Origin of the sequence: Pseudomonas sp. MM211, from assembly GCF_020386635.1 — a bacterium.
Classification (GTDB): Bacteria; Pseudomonadota; Gammaproteobacteria; order Pseudomonadales; family Pseudomonadaceae; genus Aquipseudomonas.
In genome coordinates this window covers 2,544,822-2,565,226 of record NZ_CP081942.1, presented here as the reverse complement: position 1 = coordinate 2,565,226, position 20,405 = coordinate 2,544,822, and the positions used below count along the sequence as shown (strand labels likewise).

Sequence of the window (20,405 nt, the reverse complement as noted above, 5' to 3'; positions counted from 1 at the left end):
CGGTTCAGATATTAACGATCCCGGTATTAATCACAATGGATCGTCCATCCAATTGGCCCCAGGAACAGAAGTCCTCATAAATAAATAAATACTTAAAAACCAGTAACTTAAGTATTTTAAATATCGAAAAGTCAAATTTAAAGCGGCAAATTGCCATTAATGCTTACAGCGCGTGTAAGCAATGACTTACACGCTTGCGGAGAAAAACCGTGATCGGTAGGAATGCTGGCCGACGCAGACTGCAGAAGGCCACATTTAGAAGACTGATAATGACAGCGAGCGTTCGCAGATAATCAGACCGACGCAGCGAGCGGGTGGAAGCTGAAGTAGTAACGCAGGGCTTCTACCATCTCGACATAATCCGCTGGGGGGTTGCTGAGGGCGAAGCCTGAATCGAAGCTACCAGGCGTGACATCTTCGCGACACCACAGGCAGGTCGCGCTGAAGTCGATGTGCCGCAATCCATCCGGCCCTGGAATCTTCAGGCGCATGTCGAAACAGCCGCCTACCAACACCGGTAACTGGCTGATCAGCATCAACCCATCCAACGAGACATTGCCCAAGTGGCCGATTGGCTTATCGGTAAAGGCATTGAAGACGTTGAGGTAGTACGGCAACTGGTGCCGTTCTATATGGCGATTGGCATTCATAATGGCGAAGCGCTATGAGTGTCCGATGAGTATGGCGGCAGTCCAGCGAGCTGACCAGCCTTCAATTACACCGTTCGGATAACTGGCTGCGCAGGTAATCACGCCCTGCATCCAGCTCCTGATCACTGTAATAGCGGCGCTCGCCATTGTCGCCAGGTTGATAGTAGCGGCGCCCCTCAGGCATGGAGGCCAGACGATTACGCAACGTCGTGCACTCCTTCGCTCTCTCGGCTTGCTGCTGTTTCCGGGCCTGAGCAGCTTGGGCCTGCTCTTCACGACGGGCCTGAAAGTAACGTTCACTGCGCTGCTCGCGCTCCAGGGTAGCAGCATCGCGCTCCACCACCTGCGGGCGGACGTCCACCGCCTTGGCATCCGTCGCCTGGGGCTGCTGGCCGTAATGCACCTGCCCGCGCTCATCCACCCAGCGATAAACCTGCCCGAAGGCCAGTGTGGGCAGTAGAAGCAGGCAAATCCATATGCGCGTCACGACAATCCCCCGTCGATATCCGGGCCGTCAAAGCGCCCTGGCAGGCGACACCTTGGCAGGCTCCGGCAAACCATGATGACCGAGCTGGCGCAGGGTTTCCAGCCGCGCCCGGGCACGGAACGCATATTCGCTGGTGGGATAGCGGCCAATGATGAACTGATAGGTCTGCGCGGCATCGATGTACAGATTCTGCCGTTCCAGGCACTGGCCACGCAGCAGCGAGATTTCCGGCTGAATGTAGCTGCGCGAGCGGCTCACACGCTCGGCTTGCGACAGATAGAGCAGCGCATCCTCACACTCGCCCAAGTCGTAGGCCTGATAGGCCTTGTTCAGATGATGATCGAGCGACATGCGGGAGCATCCGCCAACGACCAGAACACAGCACAACAGCAACAGAATACGCATGGGTTTCTCCTCCAATGAGCAGCGTATCGGCGAGGCCGGAAAAAACTGAACAGCTGCAACATGCTGCATTGCGTTATAGCGCTGCATGCCTCGGACAAGCGAGCTCGATCTTCTAAGCTGATTCAGGTCAAGGCACCTCACCAGACAATGGGGTGCAATGCTGCCCAATTACCCTGCGAGGTCGACCCCATGAAACTCGAAAAGCTACTGGTCGTGATCGACGCCAGCCAACCCAGCCACCCGGCCCTTGAGCGTGCCGCATGGCTGGCACGTGGCACTGGCGCCCAGCTGCATATCCTGCTGGTGGAGTATAGCGCCGCGCTGGACGGCAGCCTGCTCGAGAACAGCCTGCAGACCAGAGCCCGCGACGCATTGCTCGAACAGCGTGGCAAATGGCTGGAGGAGCTGCTGAGCCCGTTGCGCGAAGCGGGCCTGCCCCTGCAGCAGGAAGTACGCTGGGGCAAGCGCCTGCACGAAACGGTGCTTGATGTGGCAAATGGTCTGCAGCCAGATCTGGTACTCAAGTCCGCCGCCCACAATAATCTGCTGCGCCGTCTGCTGCTCACCGATAGCTGCTGGCAGTTGATGCGGCACTGCCCGTTCCCGCTGTGGCTGGTTCATCACGCCGACTGGCGTGGGCGCAACCTGTGCACCGCCGTCGACCCACTGCACAAGGACGACAAGCCAGCGGCACTCGATCACCACCTGATCGATACCAGTCTGGCGCTCTCCTCCGCACTCGGCCTGCATGCCGACGTCGTGCACTGCCATGCGCCACTGCCGCGCACGCTGCTCAACAATACCGAGCTGCTGGCCACCTACGAGAAGTACCTCAGCGACGATGCAGAGCAACATCACAAGGCCTTCGATGAGCTGGTTCGCCAGCACGGCATCGCCGCCGAAGCGGCCCACCTGCTCGAGGGCGCGCCGGAAAACATGCTGCCGAACTTCGTGCGCCGGCACGAAATTGACCTGCTGGTGATGGGTGCCATCGCCCGCGGCCGCCTGGACACTATTCTCATTGGTCACACCGCCGAACGCCTGCTCGAATCGGTGGACTGTGACCTGCTGGTGATCAAGCTGCCTGCCGAAAAGTAGTGCAGAGGAACAATGACTACAGCGCTGCGGCGTAGTAGCCTCGCGGTCTGCTTCAATTCAGGAGTCCGCGCATGACCGCTCGTCGCACCAAAATCGTTGCCACCCTCGGCCCAGCCAGCAATTCACCGGAAATGCTGGAACAGCTGATCCTCGCAGGGCTGGATGTCGCCCGTCTGAACTTCTCCCACGGCTCGCCGGAAGATCACAAGGCGCGGGCCAAGCTGGTACGTGACATCGCTGCCAAGCACGGTCGTCACGTCGCGCTGCTGGGTGACCTGCAAGGGCCTAAGATCCGCATCGCCAAGTTCGCCAACAAGCGCATCGAGCTGAAGGTCGGTGATCATTTCACCTTCTCCACCAGCCACCCGCTGACGGACGGCAACCAGGAAATCGTGGGTATCGACTACCCGGATCTGGTCAAGGATTGCGGCGTCGGTGACGAGTTGCTGCTCGACGATGGCCGTGTGGTCATGCGTGTCGAAACCACCACTGCTGACACCCTCAATTGCGTCGTATTGATCGGTGGCCCGCTGTCCGATCACAAAGGCATCAACCGCCGTGGCGGTGGCCTGACCGCGCCAGCCCTGACCGAGAAAGACAAGGCCGACATCAAGCTCGCGGCCGAAATGGATCTGGATTACCTGGCCGTTTCCTTCCCGCGTGATGCGGCGGACATGGAATATGCCCGCCAACTGCGTGACGAGTCCGGTGGCAAGGCCTGGCTGGTCGCCAAGATCGAACGCGCCGAAGCGGTAGCGGACGACGAAACCCTGGACGGCTTGATCAAGGCCAGCGACGTGGTGATGGTTGCCCGTGGTGACCTGGGCGTGGAAATCGGCGACGCCGAGCTGGTGGGTATTCAGAAGAAGATCATCCTGCACGCACGCCGCCACAACAAAGCGGTGATCGTTGCGACCCAGATGATGGAGTCGATGATCCAGAACCCGATGCCGACCCGTGCCGAAGTGTCCGACGTAGCCAACGCCGTACTCGACTACACCGACGCGGTCATGCTCTCGGCAGAAAGCGCCGCCGGCTCCTACCCGCTGGAAGCCGTGCAAGCGATGGCGCGCATCTGCCTCGGCGCTGAGCGTCACCCGACCGGCAAGAGCTCCAGCCACCGCATCGGCAAGACCTTCGAGCGTTGCGATGAAAGCATCGCCCTGGCGGCCATGTACACGGCCAACCACTTCCCGGGCGTGAAGGCGATCATCGCCCTGACCGAAAGTGGTTACACGCCGCTGATCATGTCGCGTATCCGCTCCTCGGTACCGATCTACTCGTTCTCCCCGCACCGCGACACTCAGGCGCGTTCGGCGATGTTCCGTGGCGTGTACACCATCCCCTTCGACCCGGCGGCCCTTCCACCAGGCGAAGTCAGCCAGGCTGCGGTGGATGAGCTGCTCAAGCGCGGCCTCGTCCAGCAAGGCGACTGGGTCATCCTGACCAAGGGCGACAGCTACCACACCATCGGTGGCACCAACGGCATGAAGATCCTGCATGTCGGTGACGCTCTGGTCTAACCACCAGCAGCATCCACCAAAAGGCCCGCGTTGAACGCGGGCCTTTTGGTTTCTGGCGCACGCAGCGAAGCGACTCAGGCGTGTGGCAGAAACAGGTCGGAGAACAGCTGACTGCGCGGCAGGCCGACGAGATAGAGGCGTCGGGCGATGGCCTCCACGGTGTCGGGCCCGCCGCAGGCCAGCGCGATGGTCTGCCGTGAGCCCGGACGCAGCGCCGCCAGAGCTGCGGGCAGCGCTGCCGCCTCGATCAGGTCGAGCTGTATGTGTGGATGAAGCTCGGCCAGTTCGAGCAACGGGCCGGCCAGATAGTGCTCGCGAGTCGAGCGCGCCACATGCATGACGCGGATCGGCCCCTGATGGGATTGGCGCAATGCCTCGCGCAGCACTGCGTAAAGCGGCGCGAGGCCGGTGCCGGCACCCAGCAACCAGAGCGGCCTAGCCTGCCAGTCCGGATCGTAGTGCAGCGCACCGCCACTCAGGGCGCCCAGGCGCAACAGTTCTCCCACCCTGAATTGCCGGGCCGCATCGCTGAACGCACCAGGCTGGCGGCAATCCACGTGAAACTCGAGAAAGCGGTCTTCCTGCGGCAGGCTGGCCAGCGAATACGGCCTGGCGATACCGTCGGCCGTCCACAGCAACAGATGCTGCCCTGCACGGTAGCGCACGGCCTGCTGCGGTAGCAGGCGCAAGCGCAACACATGCTCGCTCAACCAATCGCACGCCTGGATCTGCGCAGGGATGCCATCGCTTCTGGGGTCGAATACCTGGATCTGCAGATCATCGATCACCCGGCACTGACACGCAAGGCGCCACCCCTGCTCCCGACGCGCCTGATCGAGGGCCTCGGGTTTCGCATCCAGCGGTTCGCCCACCAAACAGCGCACCAGGCACGCCTGGCAACTGCCCGCGCGACAACTGTAGGGCACGGAAATACCGGCACCCAGCAGCGAATCGAGCAGGTTGTTTTCAGGGTCGACGGTGACGCGCCGCTCACCGACCAGCAGTTCAGGCATCCGCCTGTTCCCAGGTCGAGGCGCAGCGATTACGCCCGGTACGCTTGGCGTGATACAGCGCCTGATCGGCGCGGTGCAGGGCTTCGTCGAGATCGTCGTGCATGGACACCAGGGTCATCCCCACGGACAAACTGAGGTTCTGCACATTAACACCGATCGGCTCAACCTCGCTGAATGCTACCCGCAGGCGCTCGCAGCAAGACAGGAAGGCATCGGTGTCGGTATTGGGAACCAGCAGCACGAATTCCTCTCCTCCGTAACGAGCGATGATGTCGCCCTCACGCAAACAAGCAGTCGCCGCCCCCGCAAAAGCCTGCAGCACGCGATCCCCTGCTGCATGGCCGTGTCTGTCATTGATGACCTTGAAGTGATCGAGATCGATCAGCGCCAGACCGTGCTTCGCTTTGGGTGATAGCCCTTCTAGTTCGAGAGCAGCCATGCGCAGAAAATGGCGCCGATTGCATAGGCCGGTGAGTTCATCGGTAGCCACCAGGTCTTCTAGCTGACGCATCATTCCGCGCAGAGTTTCCTGGTGCGCCTGCAAAGCGAAACGACGCTGACGCATGCGCTGGCGCATGCTCTGCATGTAGGCCGCGAACAAACTCAGCCAGAACAGCACCAGCCCCAAGGCACACACCTGCAGCGTGGCCAGGCCGGGGTCGCTCATGCGAAAACGATAGGCATCGTAGAGATTGATGGCCACGAAACCCAAAAAGGCCAGTGCCGCGCAACGGAAAAACACCGTGGGTGGCAGTTGGAACAAACCGAATAGCAGCGCCAGCGGATAGATCAGCAAGAAGCTGCCGCGCCCCTCATCGAGCATGGCGATCATTATCGTCAGCAAGGCCAAGCCAACCAGCACTTGAGCTTCGGTAAGGCTAGGATCACGAAGGCGCAGGTTACGGCCCGAGACGAATAGGGCAAGAAATGCCAGTTGGCTAACCACGGTCATGCCGAGCAACGTGAGTACAGCGGAACCGCGGACACCGAACAGTTCGTGGTAATGCGCGATTGCGACTAACAAGGCAATCATAAAATAGGTGGCAACAGCCATCCTGAAGCGTTTCAGCAACAGGCTTTGCAACGTTTTCTGGGTCATACGGCGGTTGCTAGAGGTCATGGGCTCCATCCCATAGTGGCAACTAGCCGCCACTCTACTCGCGCCTTACGCAAATGCCTAGCGGGTGTTTAAATGCCCCATATGACGGGCGATCAGCGACCTGCGCCGCTACTCTACGGGTGTCCCGCCTGCCGACCCCGCGGTATAATGCCGCGCCTTTTAGACGGCCCCGGCCATGTTCCGGTGCCCCATGAAGTTCCTGCCCTATAAAGGAGCGCCCCGCATGACCGTGATCAAGCAAGACGATCTGATCCAGAGCGTCGCCGACGCCCTGCAGTTCATTTCCTATTACCATCCCGTCGACTTCATTCAGGCCATGCATGAGGCCTATCTGAAAGAAGAGTCGCCTGCTGCCCGCGACTCCATAGCGCAGATCCTGATCAACTCGCGCATGTGCGCCACTGGTCACCGCCCGATCTGCCAGGACACCGGCATCGTTACCGTGTTCGTGCGCGTGGGCATGGACGTAAGCTGGAACGGCGCCACCATGAGCGTCGACGACATGATCAACGAGGGCGTACGCCGCGCCTACAACCTGCCGGAAAACGTCCTGCGCGCCTCGATCCTGGCCGACCCGGCCGGCGCCCGTAAGAACACCAAGGACAACACCCCGGCGGTCATCCACTACTCCATCGTCCCGGGCAACACTGTGGAAGTGGACGTGGCGGCCAAAGGCGGCGGCTCCGAGAACAAGTCGAAGATGGCCATGCTCAACCCGTCCGACTCGATCGTCGACTGGGTACTCAAGACCGTTCCGACCATGGGCGCTGGCTGGTGCCCGCCAGGCATGCTCGGCATCGGTATCGGCGGTACCGCCGAGAAGGCAGCGGTGATGGCCAAGGAAGTGTTGATGGAATCCATCGACATCCACGAGTTGAAAAAGCGTGGCCCGTCCAACCGTATCGAAGAGATACGCCTGGAGCTGTTCGAGAAGGTCAACCAGTTGGGCATCGGCGCCCAGGGCCTGGGCGGCCTGACCACCGTGCTCGACGTCAAGATCATGGATTACCCGACCCACGCCGCGTCCTTGCCGGTGTGCATGATCCCCAACTGCGCCGCGACCCGCCACGCCCACTTCGTGCTCGACGGTTCGGGCCCGGCGGAGCTGGAAGCACCGGATCTTTCCGCCTACCCGGAAATCGTCTGGGAAGCCGGCCCATCGGCTCGTCGTGTCGACCTCGACACCCTGACTCCGGAAGACGTGCAGAGCTGGAAGCCGGGTGAAACCATCCTGCTAAACGGCAAAATGCTCACCGGTCGCGACGCCGCGCACAAGCGCATGGTCGAGATGCTCAACAAGGGTGAAGAACTGCCGGTCGATCTGAAAGGCCGCTTCATCTATTACGTTGGCCCGGTCGACCCGATCGGCGACGAAGTGGTTGGCCCTGCCGGCCCGACCACCGCTACGCGGATGGACAAGTTCACCCGTCAGATCCTCGAACAAACCGGTCTGCTGGGCATGATCGGTAAATCCGAACGCGGCCCTACCGCCATCGAAGCGATCAAGGATCACAAGGCCGTTTACCTGATGGCAGTCGGTGGCGCAGCCTACCTGGTGGCTCAGGCGATCAAGAAGTCCAAGGTACTGGCTTTCGCCGAAATGGGCATGGAGGCGATCTACGAGTTCGAGGTCAAGGACATGCCAGTCACCGTCGCGGTCGACAGCAGCGGCGAGTCGGTGCATATCACGGGCCCAGCAATCTGGAACAAGAAGATCGCTGAAAGCCTGGCGGTTGAAGTGCAGTAATGCCACACCACGGTGAACAAACAGAAGCCCGGCCCAGTGCCGGGCTTCTGCGTTGAGTGATGCCCACAATGCGCTGTACTCATTTAACCCTAGGGGTTTGACAGGCGTGGCTAATGCCTTTCCCTACCCCGTCCAACCGCTGCCCATGCACGCCTGACGATTTCCTTCAATACAGCCCCACCGCGCACCGACAGACTGCCGGCACCTTTTCTCGAGAAGCGATGCCCGCCATGCAGCAGTTCCTGATCATTGCCGCCGCCCACTTCCTGGCGCTGCTTTCTCCCGGCCCGGATTTCTTTCTGGTCGCCCGCACGTCGCTGTCTGCGGGTTGGCGAGTCGCCAGTGGCGCCTGCCTGGGCATTGCCGTGGCCAACGGTGTGTTCATTGTCGCGGCGTTTACCGGGGTGTCGGTTCTGCAGCCGGGCAGCGTGCCCTTTATCGTGCTGCAGCTGGTCGGCTGCCTGTACCTGCTTTATCTCGGCGTGCTGTTTATTCGCCACGCTGGCAGCAGCGTGCTGCAGGCTGCGGACGGGGCCGCGCCAGCCCAGCTCACTTGGCTGCAAGCCGCCGGCATGGGGTTTCTGTCGGGCATCCTCAACCCCAAGAACGCGCTGTTTTACGTCAGCCTGGCGAGCATGCTCGGCAGTTCGCAGGGCAGCGTCGGCTGGAAGCTGTTCTACGGCGTGTGGATGTTCGCCGTGGTGCTCAGTTGGGGCCTGCTGGTGGCGCTGGCCATCGGTAACGGGCGCCTGCTGAGCCGTTTCCAGCGCGCACTGCCTGCTCTGGAGCGGCTCTCGGGGTTGTTCCTGATCGCCTTGGCGCTGGGAATGCTGGGCCTATTGCTGAGGAACTGATGATACGTGGGCTGGCGCTCACCGCACGCCCAATGACGGGCATGCGTGAGCCGTTTCGGTTAATCCTTGAGGCGCGCTGCCAGCGTCGACAGATCGCCAGACAGCCCTTGCATGGCGCGGCTTGCCGACTCGCTGCGCTGCAGGTCGGCCTCGTTGCTCTGGGCGATGGAGACAATCTCCGCCAGGTTGCGGGCGATGTCTTCGGCAACCGAGGTCTGCTCCTCGGCGGCGGTAGCGATCTGCCGGTTCATGTCGCGGATGGCTTCCACCGCCTCGGTGATGCTGTGCAAACGTTCGCCAGCAACGCCGACCTGGGCACGACCTGCTGCGCTCTGCTGGGCTCCGGCATTGATGGCAGCGGTGGCTTCCTTCGAGGCGCTCTGCACGTTGGCGATCAACTGGTGGATTTCGCTGATCGAGCTGGCGGTGCGAAACGACAAATTACGCACCTCATCGGCCACCACTGCGAAACCTCTGCCTGCATCGCCCGCGCGTGCTGCTTCGATGGCCGCATTGAGGGCCAGCAGGTTGGTCTGGTCGGCGATGCCGCGGATCACGTCCAGCACACTGCCGATGCGCTCGCTGTCGCTTTCCAGGCGGGTGATCACCTCAGACGTACGGGTGATCTCGCTGTGCATCTGCTCGATGGTGGCGATGGTGCTGGCCATGGTCGCTTCGCCTTCCTGGGCAGCCTGATCGGCTTCATCCGCAGCCCGGGCCGCTGCAGCAGAATGCCGTGCCACCTCATCAGCCGTTGCGCTCATCTCATGCATGGCGGTGGCAACCTGATCAGTGCGCGAGAATTGCTCACGAATACCGTGACCGATATGCCCGGCCACGCTGCTCAAATCATGGGTGGCAGCATCCAGCTCGCCGGTACCACGACGCAGTTGCTGCGACAGCGCCTGCATGAACTCTCGCAGGCGATTAGCGGCCTGGGCCAGGCGCCCTACTTCGTCCTCGCGGCCTTCGCTCAGACGTTCACCGAACTGCCCACGGCTGAGCAGGTCGAGTTGCCCAGTCGCCTGCAACAGCGGCGTGGTGATGCGCCGATTCACCAGCCAGGCACTGAGCAGCGCCAGCAATATTCCCAGCCCAAGCATCGCCAGGCTGCCGAACAGCACGCTGCGCTGGGCGATCTCGCTCAACTGCGTGGCGCTAGCCTGGCTGCGCTCGTGCAGTTCGTCGACCAGCAGCGACAGTTGCTCGGTGGTGGCTCGGTCGATGCCCTTCACGGCCGCGTCACCGGCCTGGGCGGAAAATCCTGCCGCAGCGAAGGCCTCATAACCGCGGCGGTAGGCCTGGCCCATCTCGGCATGTGCGCGGCGCAATTCGCTCAGACGTTGACGCAGCTCGGCGCTGCCTGCCGTTTCGATCAAGTGGCCGATCTGCGCCTGCACGCGCCCCTCTTCCTCCTGAAATTGCTGCCAGTAGCGATTGCGCTGCGATTCGTCAGCACCGCGCAGCAACACGTTCTTCCATTCCTGCACCTGAATCTTGAATGCCAGGTTGGCCGCATCCACCTGCCGCGCCTCTTCCTGCGGGCCGCTGAGCAGCGCCTGATAGCCATCCAGCTGGCGCGACAACAGCGCGAAACCCGCCAGCGCAATCAACAACATCAACACCAGACCACCGCCAATCAGCAACACCAATTGGGCACGCAGCGAACGACCAAGGCTCATGGAAAACTCGAACGGGAGGGAGAAGTGCGATGATTTTATGAAGGCTGTGTTACGGATATGTTGCAGCGTGATAGCCGGCTGTCAGGCACGCAGAACTTCGCAGATAAATGACGGAGACTTCGATAGCGCCGCCTACTTCAAGTGTCCGGAAGAAACTCGATACTGAACGCTCGCGTCGTTTTGGCAAGGCAGCGCGAACAGGCCGCTGGCGCGGATGAAAGTTACCGCTTCTGCGCCTTCCTCTTGGCCTCCTCCATGCCCTCCTCCATCGCTGCGGCGGCCAGGCCCGAGCAGACCATCACGCCGGCCCCCTGGGAGAGACATTCGTAGCGCTGCTGATCCTCACCAGAGCTGGTCACGCAGTTCTGCATGCTGATCCGCTCCTCGATGCCGGCGAAGTTCTTTTGCCCTTCCGCATACTCGGCCGCCGTGATTCGCCCGGCCTCCTTGCGCTCCAAGGCCATCTCCTTGAGGTTCTCGATATCGATAGCCGTCCAGCGCATGGCGCTCTGGCACATTTCTCGCTTCGACACTTTGCCTGGAGCAGCGCCATTGGCTGCATTCTGAGTAGGCAATGCCGGGGCAGCTGCTCGGCCATCCCCTACGTACCCATGATTGATGTTCACTGGCTCGGCATGCTGCTGAGAGGCAGGTGGCTGACTGCCGAAATGCTTCTGCCCATTCTCATCCACCCAGGTATACACCTGGCTCAGCGCCTGCGTAGAGAGGACGCTGCACAGCAGGAACAATGGAAGCGTCTTGCGAACGCTCCCCCTTGGAAGCGCGACAGGGGGCCTGAAGCAGTCCATCGGTTGCATCCTCATACAGGCTTTGATTGGTAAGCAAATCGGTACTTTTAGTGCCGTCTATCCTAATAACTTCTAGTACCCCTTGAAAAGGGCATATGATTTTACACTCAAGCTAGATAACCACAATGAAGTAACTCAACTACCCAGAAATGATTATCGCATTATCATAGATACGAAATAGCCAAATGCGTAGCCTGTCACAAATTGAATTCAGCGAGATCTCTCGCGAATTTCCGGTTTGGTCAGGAACTAATTGGTGTGCCTATGAACCTTCTCCTTAAATCCCTCGCGCGCACGTTCCAAGGCATCTATAACGTCAACACCGAGCGGCAGCCTGATCGACTTATCATCGTCTGCGAAGATCTGGATGGAAACGTCGTTGCCGTCCGCGCACTCAGCGAAGGGCAACTTAGAAACAGACTATTGGTGCTGCAGGTAATGCTTGATCTGGAGCGAAGTCTGCGGCGCGCACGGGAATCACTTTGCTGCAGTTCAAAGCCAGTTTCAGGTAATACTCGCGCATGAACGGCCAGGGTGTGCCGAACATGTCCAGCGTGGCACCATTTTTCGTGCAAGCCCTGCGCCTTATAGCTCATAGCGCCTCTTGGAACATTTTTGGGTAGTCGTGGCGTTCCGCCGAAGCCTGTGTATAGTGAGCCCTCAATGATAGCCACATGACACCCATGAATTATCGTGTGGCCTGAGGCCTATATGAAGCACGCATGCATTCGGGAACGTATAGATAAAATCACCGAAAAATTATTGAATATTGATATCGATGAGGTCATCACAGATCACTACGCTCTGATGATGACCAGGTACAAATTAAACCCCCTATTTTACAAAACCCTTTTCAAGATCGACCGCTACATGGTTGCACTAGCCTTGCTATCAAAATTTTATTCGAGCAAAGGTATGACACTATCCGCAGTTAGATCCTTCTGTGAAGAGCGTGGGTATCTGTCAAAGAACACGCTAGAGTCCTACTTTTCATTTTTCCTGATTACCAAGCGTATGACCATACTCAGCCACCCCAGCAATGGGCGTCTGCGCATATACGAACCATCGGATCAGGCGTTAGCTGAAACAAAAGCGATTCTGAATACCTATTTGCTACCCCTGGCTTCATTGAGCATAGAGAATCTGAGGTTTCTCACTATTTCCGACTCTTCATCCACTTCCGAGGCATTTCTGAGAGGCTATGCACAGCTTCTCGAAGCCAGATGCACGCTGGATATCATCGTGCCAGATGCGCATTGGATGTTGAATAGAGACGGCGGCTACATGACGGTACTTGCGCTGTACATCGACATGTCAAAAAACCGTACCGAACTGGGTGGTTACAAATCCTCAACCTATGCGGCGCTGTCTTCACGATTAGGCGTATCCAGTACGCACCTGATGCGGTTGGTTCGAGATGGCGAAACCAGGGGTTATTTCAAAAATCATAATAAAATCGTCGAAGTGACCCCAAAATTCGAGTCTTTCGTGCGAGAGATGATGGCCTGCACATTTGCCACTACTCTCGTAAGTGTGGAATTAGGTGAGGCTCAAGAGCTTAGCTCCTTTGATGAGTGAATATGATTACCCTGACGTTAGATCAGCAACGAACGATCGCGTTGCTGCGTAAAGGAATTGCCACCACTGAGTTAATGGCAATAATGAGTTGGGGGGCTGTCCAATTCATTCTTGGCGCAAGCTTTCTATCAGCGTTTACATTGCTACCACTGATAATCTTATTCTTCCTTCTTTTCGCCCAGGCCTACGCGAAATCGATAATCGCATGGCGTTTCAGCGGCCTGTTGTTCGTTGCCGTATTCGTACTCAGCTTTAAAATATTATTCATCAAAGAGCCCTATCTTTACACTCATTTCTCTCTTGCTTTTTCGATAATCTGCGTGACCGGCGAGTCGCTTCTGATTCGAAAGAAAAGTGATTTTCTAATCGCTGCAATTTTAACCTGGGCCATAGTATTTCCGTTAACCGACAACCTCTCAGACAGTTCAGACTATACCTACATCTTAGTTTTTTTCGTGAGCTCATTTACGCTTGGACTCGTCAATAACCGAACTTACTGGCAGTCCCTGGAAGACACGCTAGCAGGTGAGGCTCATTACAGAATGATTGCCGAAACGGACTACTTGACTTCAATTTACAATCGCCGTGCGTTTATGGAGAGGCTGAATAAATTCACAGAAAGCAAGCCGGGAGGCTTCTTTCTGATGATTGATATAGATAACTTCAAAAAAATCAATGACTCTTATGGCCATGATGTAGGAGACCAAGTGCTCTGTGCCATGGCAAGTTATTTTCGGGCCGTGGAAGGAAACTCTGTCTACGGGCGCATAGGCGGTGAGGAGTTCGCAGTCTTCATCGATACGCTATCCGAAAAGACCGCGTTGGCGTACGCGCAACGATTGCTGGAAATCGTCAGGAACGGTTACTCATCTCCAGTAGCTTTCACCATCAGCGCAGGATTGGTTCCATTTACAAAAGGTGATCAATTGTCCGAAATTCTTGTGCGCGGAGACCGCTGCTTGTACATGGCAAAGAACACCGGAAAGAACAAAATCAGCACCACTAGCTGAGATTCTTCACAGCTGTAAAACTCTGCACTGTCAACTTCTCATTAAAATCCATGTATCTCCTAACCAATACTCACTGCAATCAGAGATAAGCAAACACCTACCGCCATGGCGCTCCAGCCACGATAGCGAATTAGACCTGCACCACCTAAATGCACATAGCCAGACAGAAAAACTGATAAAGGCACATTAATTAACTTTAGGATAGAACATGTTTAATCGAAATCTGAAGCATGATCTGACAAAATTGGCTAACAACCTTGAACGGTTGCAGCAGGCTACAGAGCTACTGGAAATGGAGTGCCCGACAATAAAGCTAGACAGTGAGTGCAGGATAATCGCGGTAAGCGATGCACTTTGCGACTTGATGAAACTCCCGCGTGAAAGGATGCTGGGAAATGGAATTTTCGAACTAGTATCGATTGGTGAGCTGGGTATAACCAAATTAAAAGGCTTCGCTGCCGGGCTGTATCCACAGGACGTACTGCCCTTGCCGTGCCAGTACGAGGGCGCCAGCAGTGCTTGCACGAAGCTGAATATTCGCTGGTTCCACTCGAGAACCGATAATGGAAAGCGAACGATACTGGGGTATGTTTTCAGCGATTGCTTGGATCTTCAGTCACTGGACGGTCTCGAACTCTCGTCAGCTCTGACGAAGTCCACAGCGGTCATCCAGTTCTCACTCGATGGCCGCGTTCTTGCCGCCAACCAGAACTTCCTGAACTCGATGGGCTATTCCTTCCATGAAATCGAAGGCAAGCATCATCGAATGTTCTGCACACCCGAAGACACCAACTCACCGAATTACACTGAATTTTGGAGCCTACTGAACCGTGGTGAATTTATAGCCGGGAGGTTTCAGCGTATCGACAAGAAAGGCAAAACCGTCTGGCTTGAAGCCACCTACAACCCTATCGTCAATGGCAAAGGCCAGTTCTACAAAGTGGCCAAGTTCGCTAGCGTCGTGACTGAGCAGGTCGAGAAAGAGAACGAAGTCAAACACGCTGCGGAGGTTGCTTACGAGGTCTCGCAAAGAACCGACGTGAGTGCGGAAAACGGCACTGCCGTGGTCGGAGAGGCCGTGGTGGCCATGAAGAAGATCGCCGAGCAGATGCAATCGGTGATCCAGAGCATGGATGCACTCGGCTCTCAATCCGTGTTGATAAGCGCCATCGTGGAAACGATCAGTGGCATTGCCGAACAGACCAATCTACTCGCACTCAATGCAGCGATAGAAGCAGCGCGTGCCGGTGAACAAGGGCGTGGCTTTTCCGTTGTCGCGGATGAAATCCGTAAGCTGGCGGCACGAACCAGCTCCGCGACTCAAGAAATAGTTAAAGTCGTTGACCAGAATCAAGAGTTAGCAAAGCGTGCAGCCGTCCATATCGAACAAAGTCATAACCAGGCAAGTAAAGGTTTGGAATTGGCTGAACAAGCAGGCATCGCGATCATGGACATCCAGCAAGGCGCAAGGAAGGTCGTGGAGGCCGTTAGTCGAGTTGCATTGGATCTTCGATAAACAAAACGTTTGAATCAATAGGCTCTGCGTAATTGGTTCAACCACATGCTTGCTGATGATGCAGCAAGTTCCTATGCCCAGCCACCGGCTACCTCCTTGACATCAGTCTCGGATTGGAGACAGGTGTAGAGAGCAGGAAAAACAAATTCACCTCATTTGACCGACGAACCCAGCAAGACTGAATACAATGGACGCCCGATTATCCTGGGCCATGAATGTGGCTGCACCGGACAAGGAACTCGCCTCCATGGCTTCCCCTGACAAACAGCAAAAACGCGCCCAGCGGGCCAAAGCCAAGGCCAAGCAGAACCGCATGGGCAAGCCGAAGCCCAATGTGCTGCATCCGGTTCTGGCCAACCCGCTGATCAACGAACCGTTTGATGACGTCGAAATCGACCTGAGCACCTTCGACTTCAAGGACATTGAGGAGAACGGTTTCGACCCTGCACATTTCGATGACCTGTTCCAGACCATGAAGATGGCCGAAGGCATCAGCCTGTTGGCGATGTGCCTGGTGTTCCTGCAATACCCGGTGCTGGAACTGGTGGTCGCCGAGGAAGATGAAGACCCGGCGACCGACTTCATGATGGGCCTGCTGATCGTCTACCGCGGGATCTTTCACGATGACGACGAGGACGCGGCAGTGGCCTGGATCGGCAGCGATGCCTTCCAGAGCGCCTACAACGAAGCGTCGATGCTCCTGCAGAAAAGGAATGCACGCGCCAGTACCCACGCCTGAGCAGTTTGCCCCTTCAGCGCCTGACTGGGGCTACGCCCCCAGCCGTCACCTTCGATAATCCCTGCACGCTCAATCCTGGTCGAAGCGAACACGCGCTGCGTGAAAATCCTCTGCGTGCTCCAGCAGCCAGGTCCATAGCGGCACCATGTGCACCAGAAAACTTCGACCCAGCGGGGTCAGTTGGTAATCGACACGTGGCGGCACCTCGCCGTGATCACAACGGGCGATCAATCCGTCCCGTTCAAGTTGTCGCAGGCTACGGGTCAGCATGCGCTGGGTAATGCCCGGTAGGCGCCGGCCGATTTCTGCATGCCGCAGTTTTCCCTCTACTCCCAGTGTATGGACGATACCCAGCGACCAGCGATTGCCCGCATGAGTCAGAACCTCACGCTTGAGCCCGTCGTCCTCGTCACTGAGTGCGTCGCAGGTGGCTTGAGATAAGCGAATTACCTCTTCTTCGGTCATTGCGTTCATGCGGTATCACTCGTGTGCCTTCTTCTGGATGTTCGCCAATGGTGACAGGATAAAAACATCACTGATCATTCACTGCGAGTAACCGATGCAACCACAGTCTCCTGTAAAAACCGACAACATTCTCGTCCTGGGCGCGGGTGAACTCGGCATGGCCGTGCTCCGCGAACTGGCGGCCCAGCCGGCAGCGCGGGTAACGGTGATGCTGCGAGCATCCGCTCTTGATACCGGTTCAGAAAGCAAACGCCAGACGCTCGAAGAACTGAGCACACTGGGTATCGAAGTGGTATCTGCAGATGCCGCAAACGACTCCGAAGAAAAGCTCGCCGCGCTGTTCAGTGGTTTCGACACGCTGGTCAGTTGCTTGGGGTTCGCAGCCGGGGCAGGCATACAGCGCAAGCTGGCCAGGGCAGCACTGAAGTCGGCTGTGAAGCGTTATGTGCCCTGGCAGTTCGGTGTGGATTATGACGTGATCGGCCGCGGCAGCCCGCAGAACCTGTTCGACGAACAGCTGGACGTGCGTCAACTGCTGCGCGGCCAGTCACGGGTGCAATGGCTGATCATCTCCACCGGCATGTTCACCAGCTTTCTGTTCGAACCTGCATTCGGCGTAGTGGATCTGAGCCAGAACACCGTGCGCGCGCTGGGCAGCTGGGACACTGCCGTAACGGTCACCACACCGGAAGATATCGGCCGACTGACGGCTGCCATCCTGTTCGAGCCGGAGCTGGTCAACCAGGTCGTCTTCACCGCGGGCGACACCCTCACCTACCGGCAACTGGCGGACACCGTCAATCAGCTACTCGACCGCAAGGTCGAGCGCGTGGAATGGACGGTGCCCGCGCTCAAGGCCGAGCTGGCTGCAGCACCCGATGACTCGCTGCGCAAGTACCGGGCGGTGTTCGCCGAAGGTAAAGGCGTCGCATGGCCAAAGGTGGACAGCTACAACGCACGAGCGAAGATCGATACCGTCGACGTCGCGCAATGGATCGAACGGCATTTGCGCTGATACGTGATGCTGCGTACTCCAGCCAACTGCCGAGACTCGAACGCACAACCGCTGCCATCTCACCTGATGGTTTGGCTGCGATTCAGGAAGCCGTTCAGCCAGGGGCCAGGTTCTCCTTGAGGGGCACGTCAAACCAGGGTCAAGACGTCCTCGAGCGGGCGCCGTGGTTTCTGCGGCCAGTTGCCGGGCAACGGGTGCCCTACCGTCAGCAGCATCACGGGTATTTCATCCTCGGCGAGGGAAAACGCCTGCGCCACCGCTTCGGCATCGAAGCCGATCATGGGCGAGGAACCCAGGCCCATCGCCTTGGCTGCATGGATCAAGGTACCCGCGCCGAAGGTGGCGGTGCGTATCGCTTCGTCACGCTGGCGCTGGGGTTGCTCGAAATACAGCCCCTTCGCCGCCGACTCCCAGAGCGGCAGCATGCTCTCGGGCATGAAGCCCTCCTCGACACTGGGCGTCAGCCGGCGCTCGAGGGAGCGATGATCGGCGAGCTGTCCGCAGAGGATGAAGGTCACTGCGGCTTCGGTGACCTTAGCCTGATCCCAGGCCAGAGCGCGCAGACGTGCCTTGGCCTCGGCGCTGCGCACGGCGATGAAGCGCCAGTTCTGCAGATTGAATGCGGTGGGCGCGGTAGTAGCCAGCCGCACCAGTTCCTGGATCTGGGCATCGTCGATGCCGCGCGAAGCGTCGAACAGGTTGATCGTCTGCCGTTCTTCGATTGCCTTGATGATCGATGTATTCATAACAAACTCCGGGCGAGACAGCGCCGCCCCGGATCGGGCAGCGTCGGCTCTTGATTGAAGTGAAGTGGAACGCGCTAGCTTGGCGTCAGACGATGCTGTCGACGACGCCACCATCCACGCGCAACGCCGCGCCAGTGGTGGCCGAAGCCTGTTCGGAGCTGACGTAGATGATCATGTTGGCAACCTCGTCCACGCTGGATGCACGGCGGATGATCGAGGAACCGCGATGGGCAACGACGAAGTCCGCCGCTACTTTCTCCAGACTCTCGCCCGAGCTCTCCACCGCAGGTTTGAGCATCTCGGCGACACCTTCCGATAGCGTGGGGCCGGGCAGCACGGAGTTGACCGTCACGCCGGTGCCCGCCAGGCGCTTGGCCAAGCCTCTGGCTATCGCCAGCTGTGCGGTTTTGCTGAAGCCGTAATGGATCATGTCAGCGGGAATGTTCAGGGCCGACTCCGATGAAACGAATACAATGCGGCCCCATTGGCGCTCCACCATCCCGGGCGCGTAGGCCCTGGAAATACGCACGCCTGACATCACGTTGGTTTCGAAGAAACGCTGCCACTCACTGTCCGGTGTTTCGAAGAAATCCTGCGGGTTGAAGATGCCCAGGTTGTTGACCACCACATCGAAGCTCGGATGTTCAGCCAGCAGTTGCTGGCAGGCTTCATCGTGACTCAGGTCGGCGGCGAACCCCACGGCATTGGCCGCCAAGGGCCCCAGTCGCTGCAAGGCGGACTGCACACTCTCCTCGCTTCGACCATTGATGACCACCCGCGCGCCCGCCTCGAGAAAGCCTTTAGCGGCGGCAAAGCCGATGCCGCTGGTGGAGCCGGTGACCAGAACATTGCGACCGGTAAAATCGATATTCATTGCTGAAACTCCTGATCTAGTTGATGGGCTCATGCTGGCGCATTTTTCCCCTCTCGATAACCGGGGCAGACTCAAGATGACTTTTCGAGATACTCGAACTATGGTCTTTCAGCATCTACCTTTCTTCGAGGCTCACAGGGATTGGACACTTTCGATGCACTACGCCTGTTCGTCAGCATCGCCGAAACGGGCAACCTGAGTGCCGCCGCCCGTCGAAACTCGGTAGCCAGCTCGACGGTCACCCTGGCCCTGCAGCAACTGGAGGAGCAGACAGGTACGCCACTGATCATCCGCTCCACACGCAAGCTGACGTTTACCCACGAGGGTGAACAGTTCCTGGCCAACGCCAGGCGACTGCTGATCGACTGGAGCAACTCCATCGACTCCATACGTCCGGAATGTTCGCTGAGAGGACCGATACGCATCACCGCAACCAGTGATTTCGGGCGCCTGAAACTGGTTCCCATCATTGACCGGTTCATGGAGCTGCACCCCGATATCCAGGTCACCTTGCTGTTGGGCGATGGCGTGGTCGACTTCATCGAAAACAACCTGGACATAGCCCTGCGCAACGGTCCCTTGGTGGACTCGAACCTGGTGTCTCGGGGGCTGATTCGAAGCCAAAGAATCATCTGCGCGACACCTGGCTATTGGCAGTCCAGGGGCAAGCCGGAGCACCCCGAGCAATTGGTCGAGCACAACTGCTTACTGCTGCACCGCCCGGGCGTGGCGTTCTCCACCTGGCCCTTCTTGGTCGACGGCAAGACCGCCTCGATCCGCGTCAGCGGCAACCGCATCGCCAACGACGGTGGCGTGCTGCGTAGTTGGGCCATGCAGGGCTATGGAATCATGATCAAGAATCGCTGGGAGGTGCGCAGGGAGTTGGAAAGCGGCGAGCTGGAAACGGCTCTGGACGAATTCGCCCTGCCCCACGTCGATCTGTACGCCGTGACGGCGACCAGCAACCCAAGCCGCCGAGTGCGGGCAATGGTCGAGTTTCTTGCCGATCAGTTAGCGAACGATTAGCGGCCTGCTCCTTCTTATCAAAACTCTCGAAGGCGAGCCCGACAGGCA

At 58.3% G+C, this 20,405-nt stretch carries 20 protein-coding genes and 2 pseudogenes; 11 read left to right on the top strand and 11 right to left on the bottom strand.

What is annotated here, in order from left to right; translation table 11 throughout:
- Window positions 1-293 precede the first annotated feature (293 nt).
- The 3 genes from K5Q02_RS11685 to K5Q02_RS11675 form a co-directional block, all read right to left on the bottom strand.
- The gene (locus tag K5Q02_RS11685) at window positions 294-650 is read right to left on the bottom strand and encodes a PilZ domain-containing protein (RefSeq protein WP_225839382.1); all 357 of its coding nucleotides are present in this window, start codon (window positions 648-650) and stop codon (window positions 294-296) included.
- A 61-nt stretch (window positions 651-711) separates the two neighbouring features.
- Complete coding sequence (locus tag K5Q02_RS11680) at window positions 712-1,137, bottom strand: DUF4124 domain-containing protein (protein WP_225839381.1); 426 nt, start codon at window positions 1,135-1,137, stop codon at window positions 712-714.
- A gap of 27 nt (window positions 1,138-1,164) precedes the next feature.
- Window positions 1,165-1,542 carry a tetratricopeptide repeat protein gene (locus K5Q02_RS11675; RefSeq protein WP_225839380.1) on the bottom strand — a complete coding sequence of 126 codons (378 nt, stop codon included), beginning with the start codon at window positions 1,540-1,542 and terminating at the stop codon, window positions 1,165-1,167.
- Between the two features lie 189 nt (window positions 1,543-1,731).
- Here K5Q02_RS11675 and K5Q02_RS11670 point away from each other — a divergent pair, with 189 nt between their 5' ends.
- Both K5Q02_RS11670 and pyk read left to right on the top strand, forming a co-directional pair.
- On the top strand, window positions 1,732-2,640 hold the full coding sequence (locus tag K5Q02_RS11670) for a universal stress protein (RefSeq protein ID WP_225839378.1): 909 nt from the start codon (window positions 1,732-1,734) through the stop codon (window positions 2,638-2,640).
- 71 nt (window positions 2,641-2,711) lie between these two features.
- Window positions 2,712-4,163, top strand: a complete 1,452-nt coding sequence (gene pyk / locus K5Q02_RS11665; protein WP_225839376.1) for a pyruvate kinase — start codon at window positions 2,712-2,714, stop codon at window positions 4,161-4,163.
- Window positions 4,164-4,237: 74 nt separating this feature from the next.
- On the opposite strand, the gene K5Q02_RS11660 is transcribed toward pyk, so the two are convergent.
- Both K5Q02_RS11660 and K5Q02_RS11655 read right to left on the bottom strand, forming a co-directional pair.
- On the bottom strand, window positions 4,238-5,176 hold the full coding sequence (locus K5Q02_RS11660; RefSeq protein WP_225839374.1) for an iron-sulfur-binding ferredoxin reductase: 939 nt from the start codon (window positions 5,174-5,176) through the stop codon (window positions 4,238-4,240).
- Complete coding sequence (locus K5Q02_RS11655) at window positions 5,169-6,296, bottom strand: GGDEF domain-containing protein (RefSeq protein ID WP_225839373.1); 1,128 nt, start codon at window positions 6,294-6,296, stop codon at window positions 5,169-5,171. Before K5Q02_RS11655 ends, K5Q02_RS11660 begins: the two co-directional genes overlap by 8 nt.
- Before the next feature lie 223 nt (window positions 6,297-6,519).
- Between K5Q02_RS11655 and K5Q02_RS11650 the strand changes: the two genes are divergently transcribed.
- A complete protein-coding gene (locus K5Q02_RS11650; protein WP_225839371.1) occupies window positions 6,520-8,043 on the top strand; it encodes a fumarate hydratase in 1,524 nt (507 codons plus the stop codon).
- 230 nt (window positions 8,044-8,273) lie between these two features.
- A complete protein-coding gene (locus K5Q02_RS11645; protein WP_225839666.1) occupies window positions 8,274-8,897 on the top strand; it encodes a LysE family translocator in 624 nt (207 codons plus the stop codon).
- A gap of 59 nt (window positions 8,898-8,956) precedes the next feature.
- On the opposite strand, the gene K5Q02_RS24580 is transcribed toward K5Q02_RS11645, so the two are convergent.
- The 3 genes and pseudogenes from K5Q02_RS24580 to K5Q02_RS11635 form a co-directional block, all read right to left on the bottom strand.
- Entirely contained in the window at window positions 8,957-9,661 is a 705-nt protein-coding gene (locus K5Q02_RS24580; protein ID WP_442964002.1) for a methyl-accepting chemotaxis protein, read from the bottom strand.
- A gap of 213 nt (window positions 9,662-9,874) precedes the next feature.
- Window positions 9,875-10,000: pseudogene (locus tag K5Q02_RS24575) on the bottom strand (hypothetical protein); the annotation flags it as partial.
- An 800-nt stretch (window positions 10,001-10,800) separates the two neighbouring features.
- Window positions 10,801-11,328, bottom strand: coding sequence for a DUF4124 domain-containing protein (locus K5Q02_RS11635; RefSeq protein ID WP_225839368.1), 528 nt, complete (start codon window positions 11,326-11,328; stop codon window positions 10,801-10,803).
- Window positions 11,329-12,099: 771 nt separating this feature from the next.
- Here K5Q02_RS11635 and K5Q02_RS11630 point away from each other — a divergent pair.
- The 5 genes and pseudogenes from K5Q02_RS11630 to K5Q02_RS11615 all read left to right on the top strand — a co-directional run bounded on the left by K5Q02_RS11630 (window position 12,100) and on the right by K5Q02_RS11615 (window position 16,231).
- Complete coding sequence (locus K5Q02_RS11630; protein WP_225839367.1) at window positions 12,100-12,966, top strand: hypothetical protein; 867 nt, start codon at window positions 12,100-12,102, stop codon at window positions 12,964-12,966.
- A 2-nt stretch (window positions 12,967-12,968) separates the two neighbouring features.
- Window positions 12,969-13,976: a GGDEF domain-containing protein gene (locus K5Q02_RS11625; RefSeq protein ID WP_225839365.1), complete on the top strand. Its 1,008-nt coding sequence runs from the start codon at window positions 12,969-12,971 to the stop codon at window positions 13,974-13,976.
- 208 nt (window positions 13,977-14,184) lie between these two features.
- Window positions 14,185-14,907: pseudogene (locus K5Q02_RS24570) on the top strand (PAS domain-containing protein); the annotation flags it as partial.
- Window positions 14,908-14,916: 9 nt separating this feature from the next.
- Window positions 14,917-15,492, top strand: coding sequence for a methyl-accepting chemotaxis protein (locus K5Q02_RS24565; protein ID WP_442964001.1), 576 nt, complete (start codon window positions 14,917-14,919; stop codon window positions 15,490-15,492).
- Between the two features lie 247 nt (window positions 15,493-15,739).
- Entirely contained in the window at window positions 15,740-16,231 is a 492-nt protein-coding gene (locus tag K5Q02_RS11615; protein WP_225839362.1) for a hypothetical protein, read from the top strand.
- Between the two features lie 69 nt (window positions 16,232-16,300).
- Here K5Q02_RS11615 and K5Q02_RS11610 read toward each other — a convergent pair whose 3' ends face one another.
- On the bottom strand, window positions 16,301-16,696 hold the full coding sequence (locus K5Q02_RS11610; protein ID WP_225839664.1) for a winged helix-turn-helix transcriptional regulator: 396 nt from the start codon (window positions 16,694-16,696) through the stop codon (window positions 16,301-16,303).
- 94 nt (window positions 16,697-16,790) lie between these two features.
- Between K5Q02_RS11610 and K5Q02_RS11605 the strand changes: the two genes are divergently transcribed.
- Window positions 16,791-17,711 (top strand): aromatic alcohol reductase, encoded by a 921-nt coding sequence (locus K5Q02_RS11605; protein ID WP_225839360.1) that lies wholly within the window; start codon window positions 16,791-16,793, stop codon window positions 17,709-17,711.
- Window positions 17,712-17,839: 128 nt separating this feature from the next.
- Here the strand turns inward: K5Q02_RS11605 and K5Q02_RS11600 are convergent, their stop codons facing one another.
- A complete protein-coding gene (locus K5Q02_RS11600; protein WP_225839358.1) occupies window positions 17,840-18,457 on the bottom strand; it encodes a nitroreductase family protein in 618 nt (205 codons plus the stop codon).
- 85 nt (window positions 18,458-18,542) lie between these two features.
- Window positions 18,543-19,331, bottom strand: coding sequence for an SDR family NAD(P)-dependent oxidoreductase (locus K5Q02_RS11595; RefSeq protein WP_225839356.1), 789 nt, complete (start codon window positions 19,329-19,331; stop codon window positions 18,543-18,545).
- A 141-nt stretch (window positions 19,332-19,472) separates the two neighbouring features.
- Between K5Q02_RS11595 and K5Q02_RS11590 the strand changes: the two genes are divergently transcribed.
- Window positions 19,473-20,357, top strand: coding sequence for a LysR family transcriptional regulator (locus K5Q02_RS11590; RefSeq protein WP_225839355.1), 885 nt, complete (start codon window positions 19,473-19,475; stop codon window positions 20,355-20,357).
- Window positions 20,358-20,405: the final 48 nt, after the last annotated feature.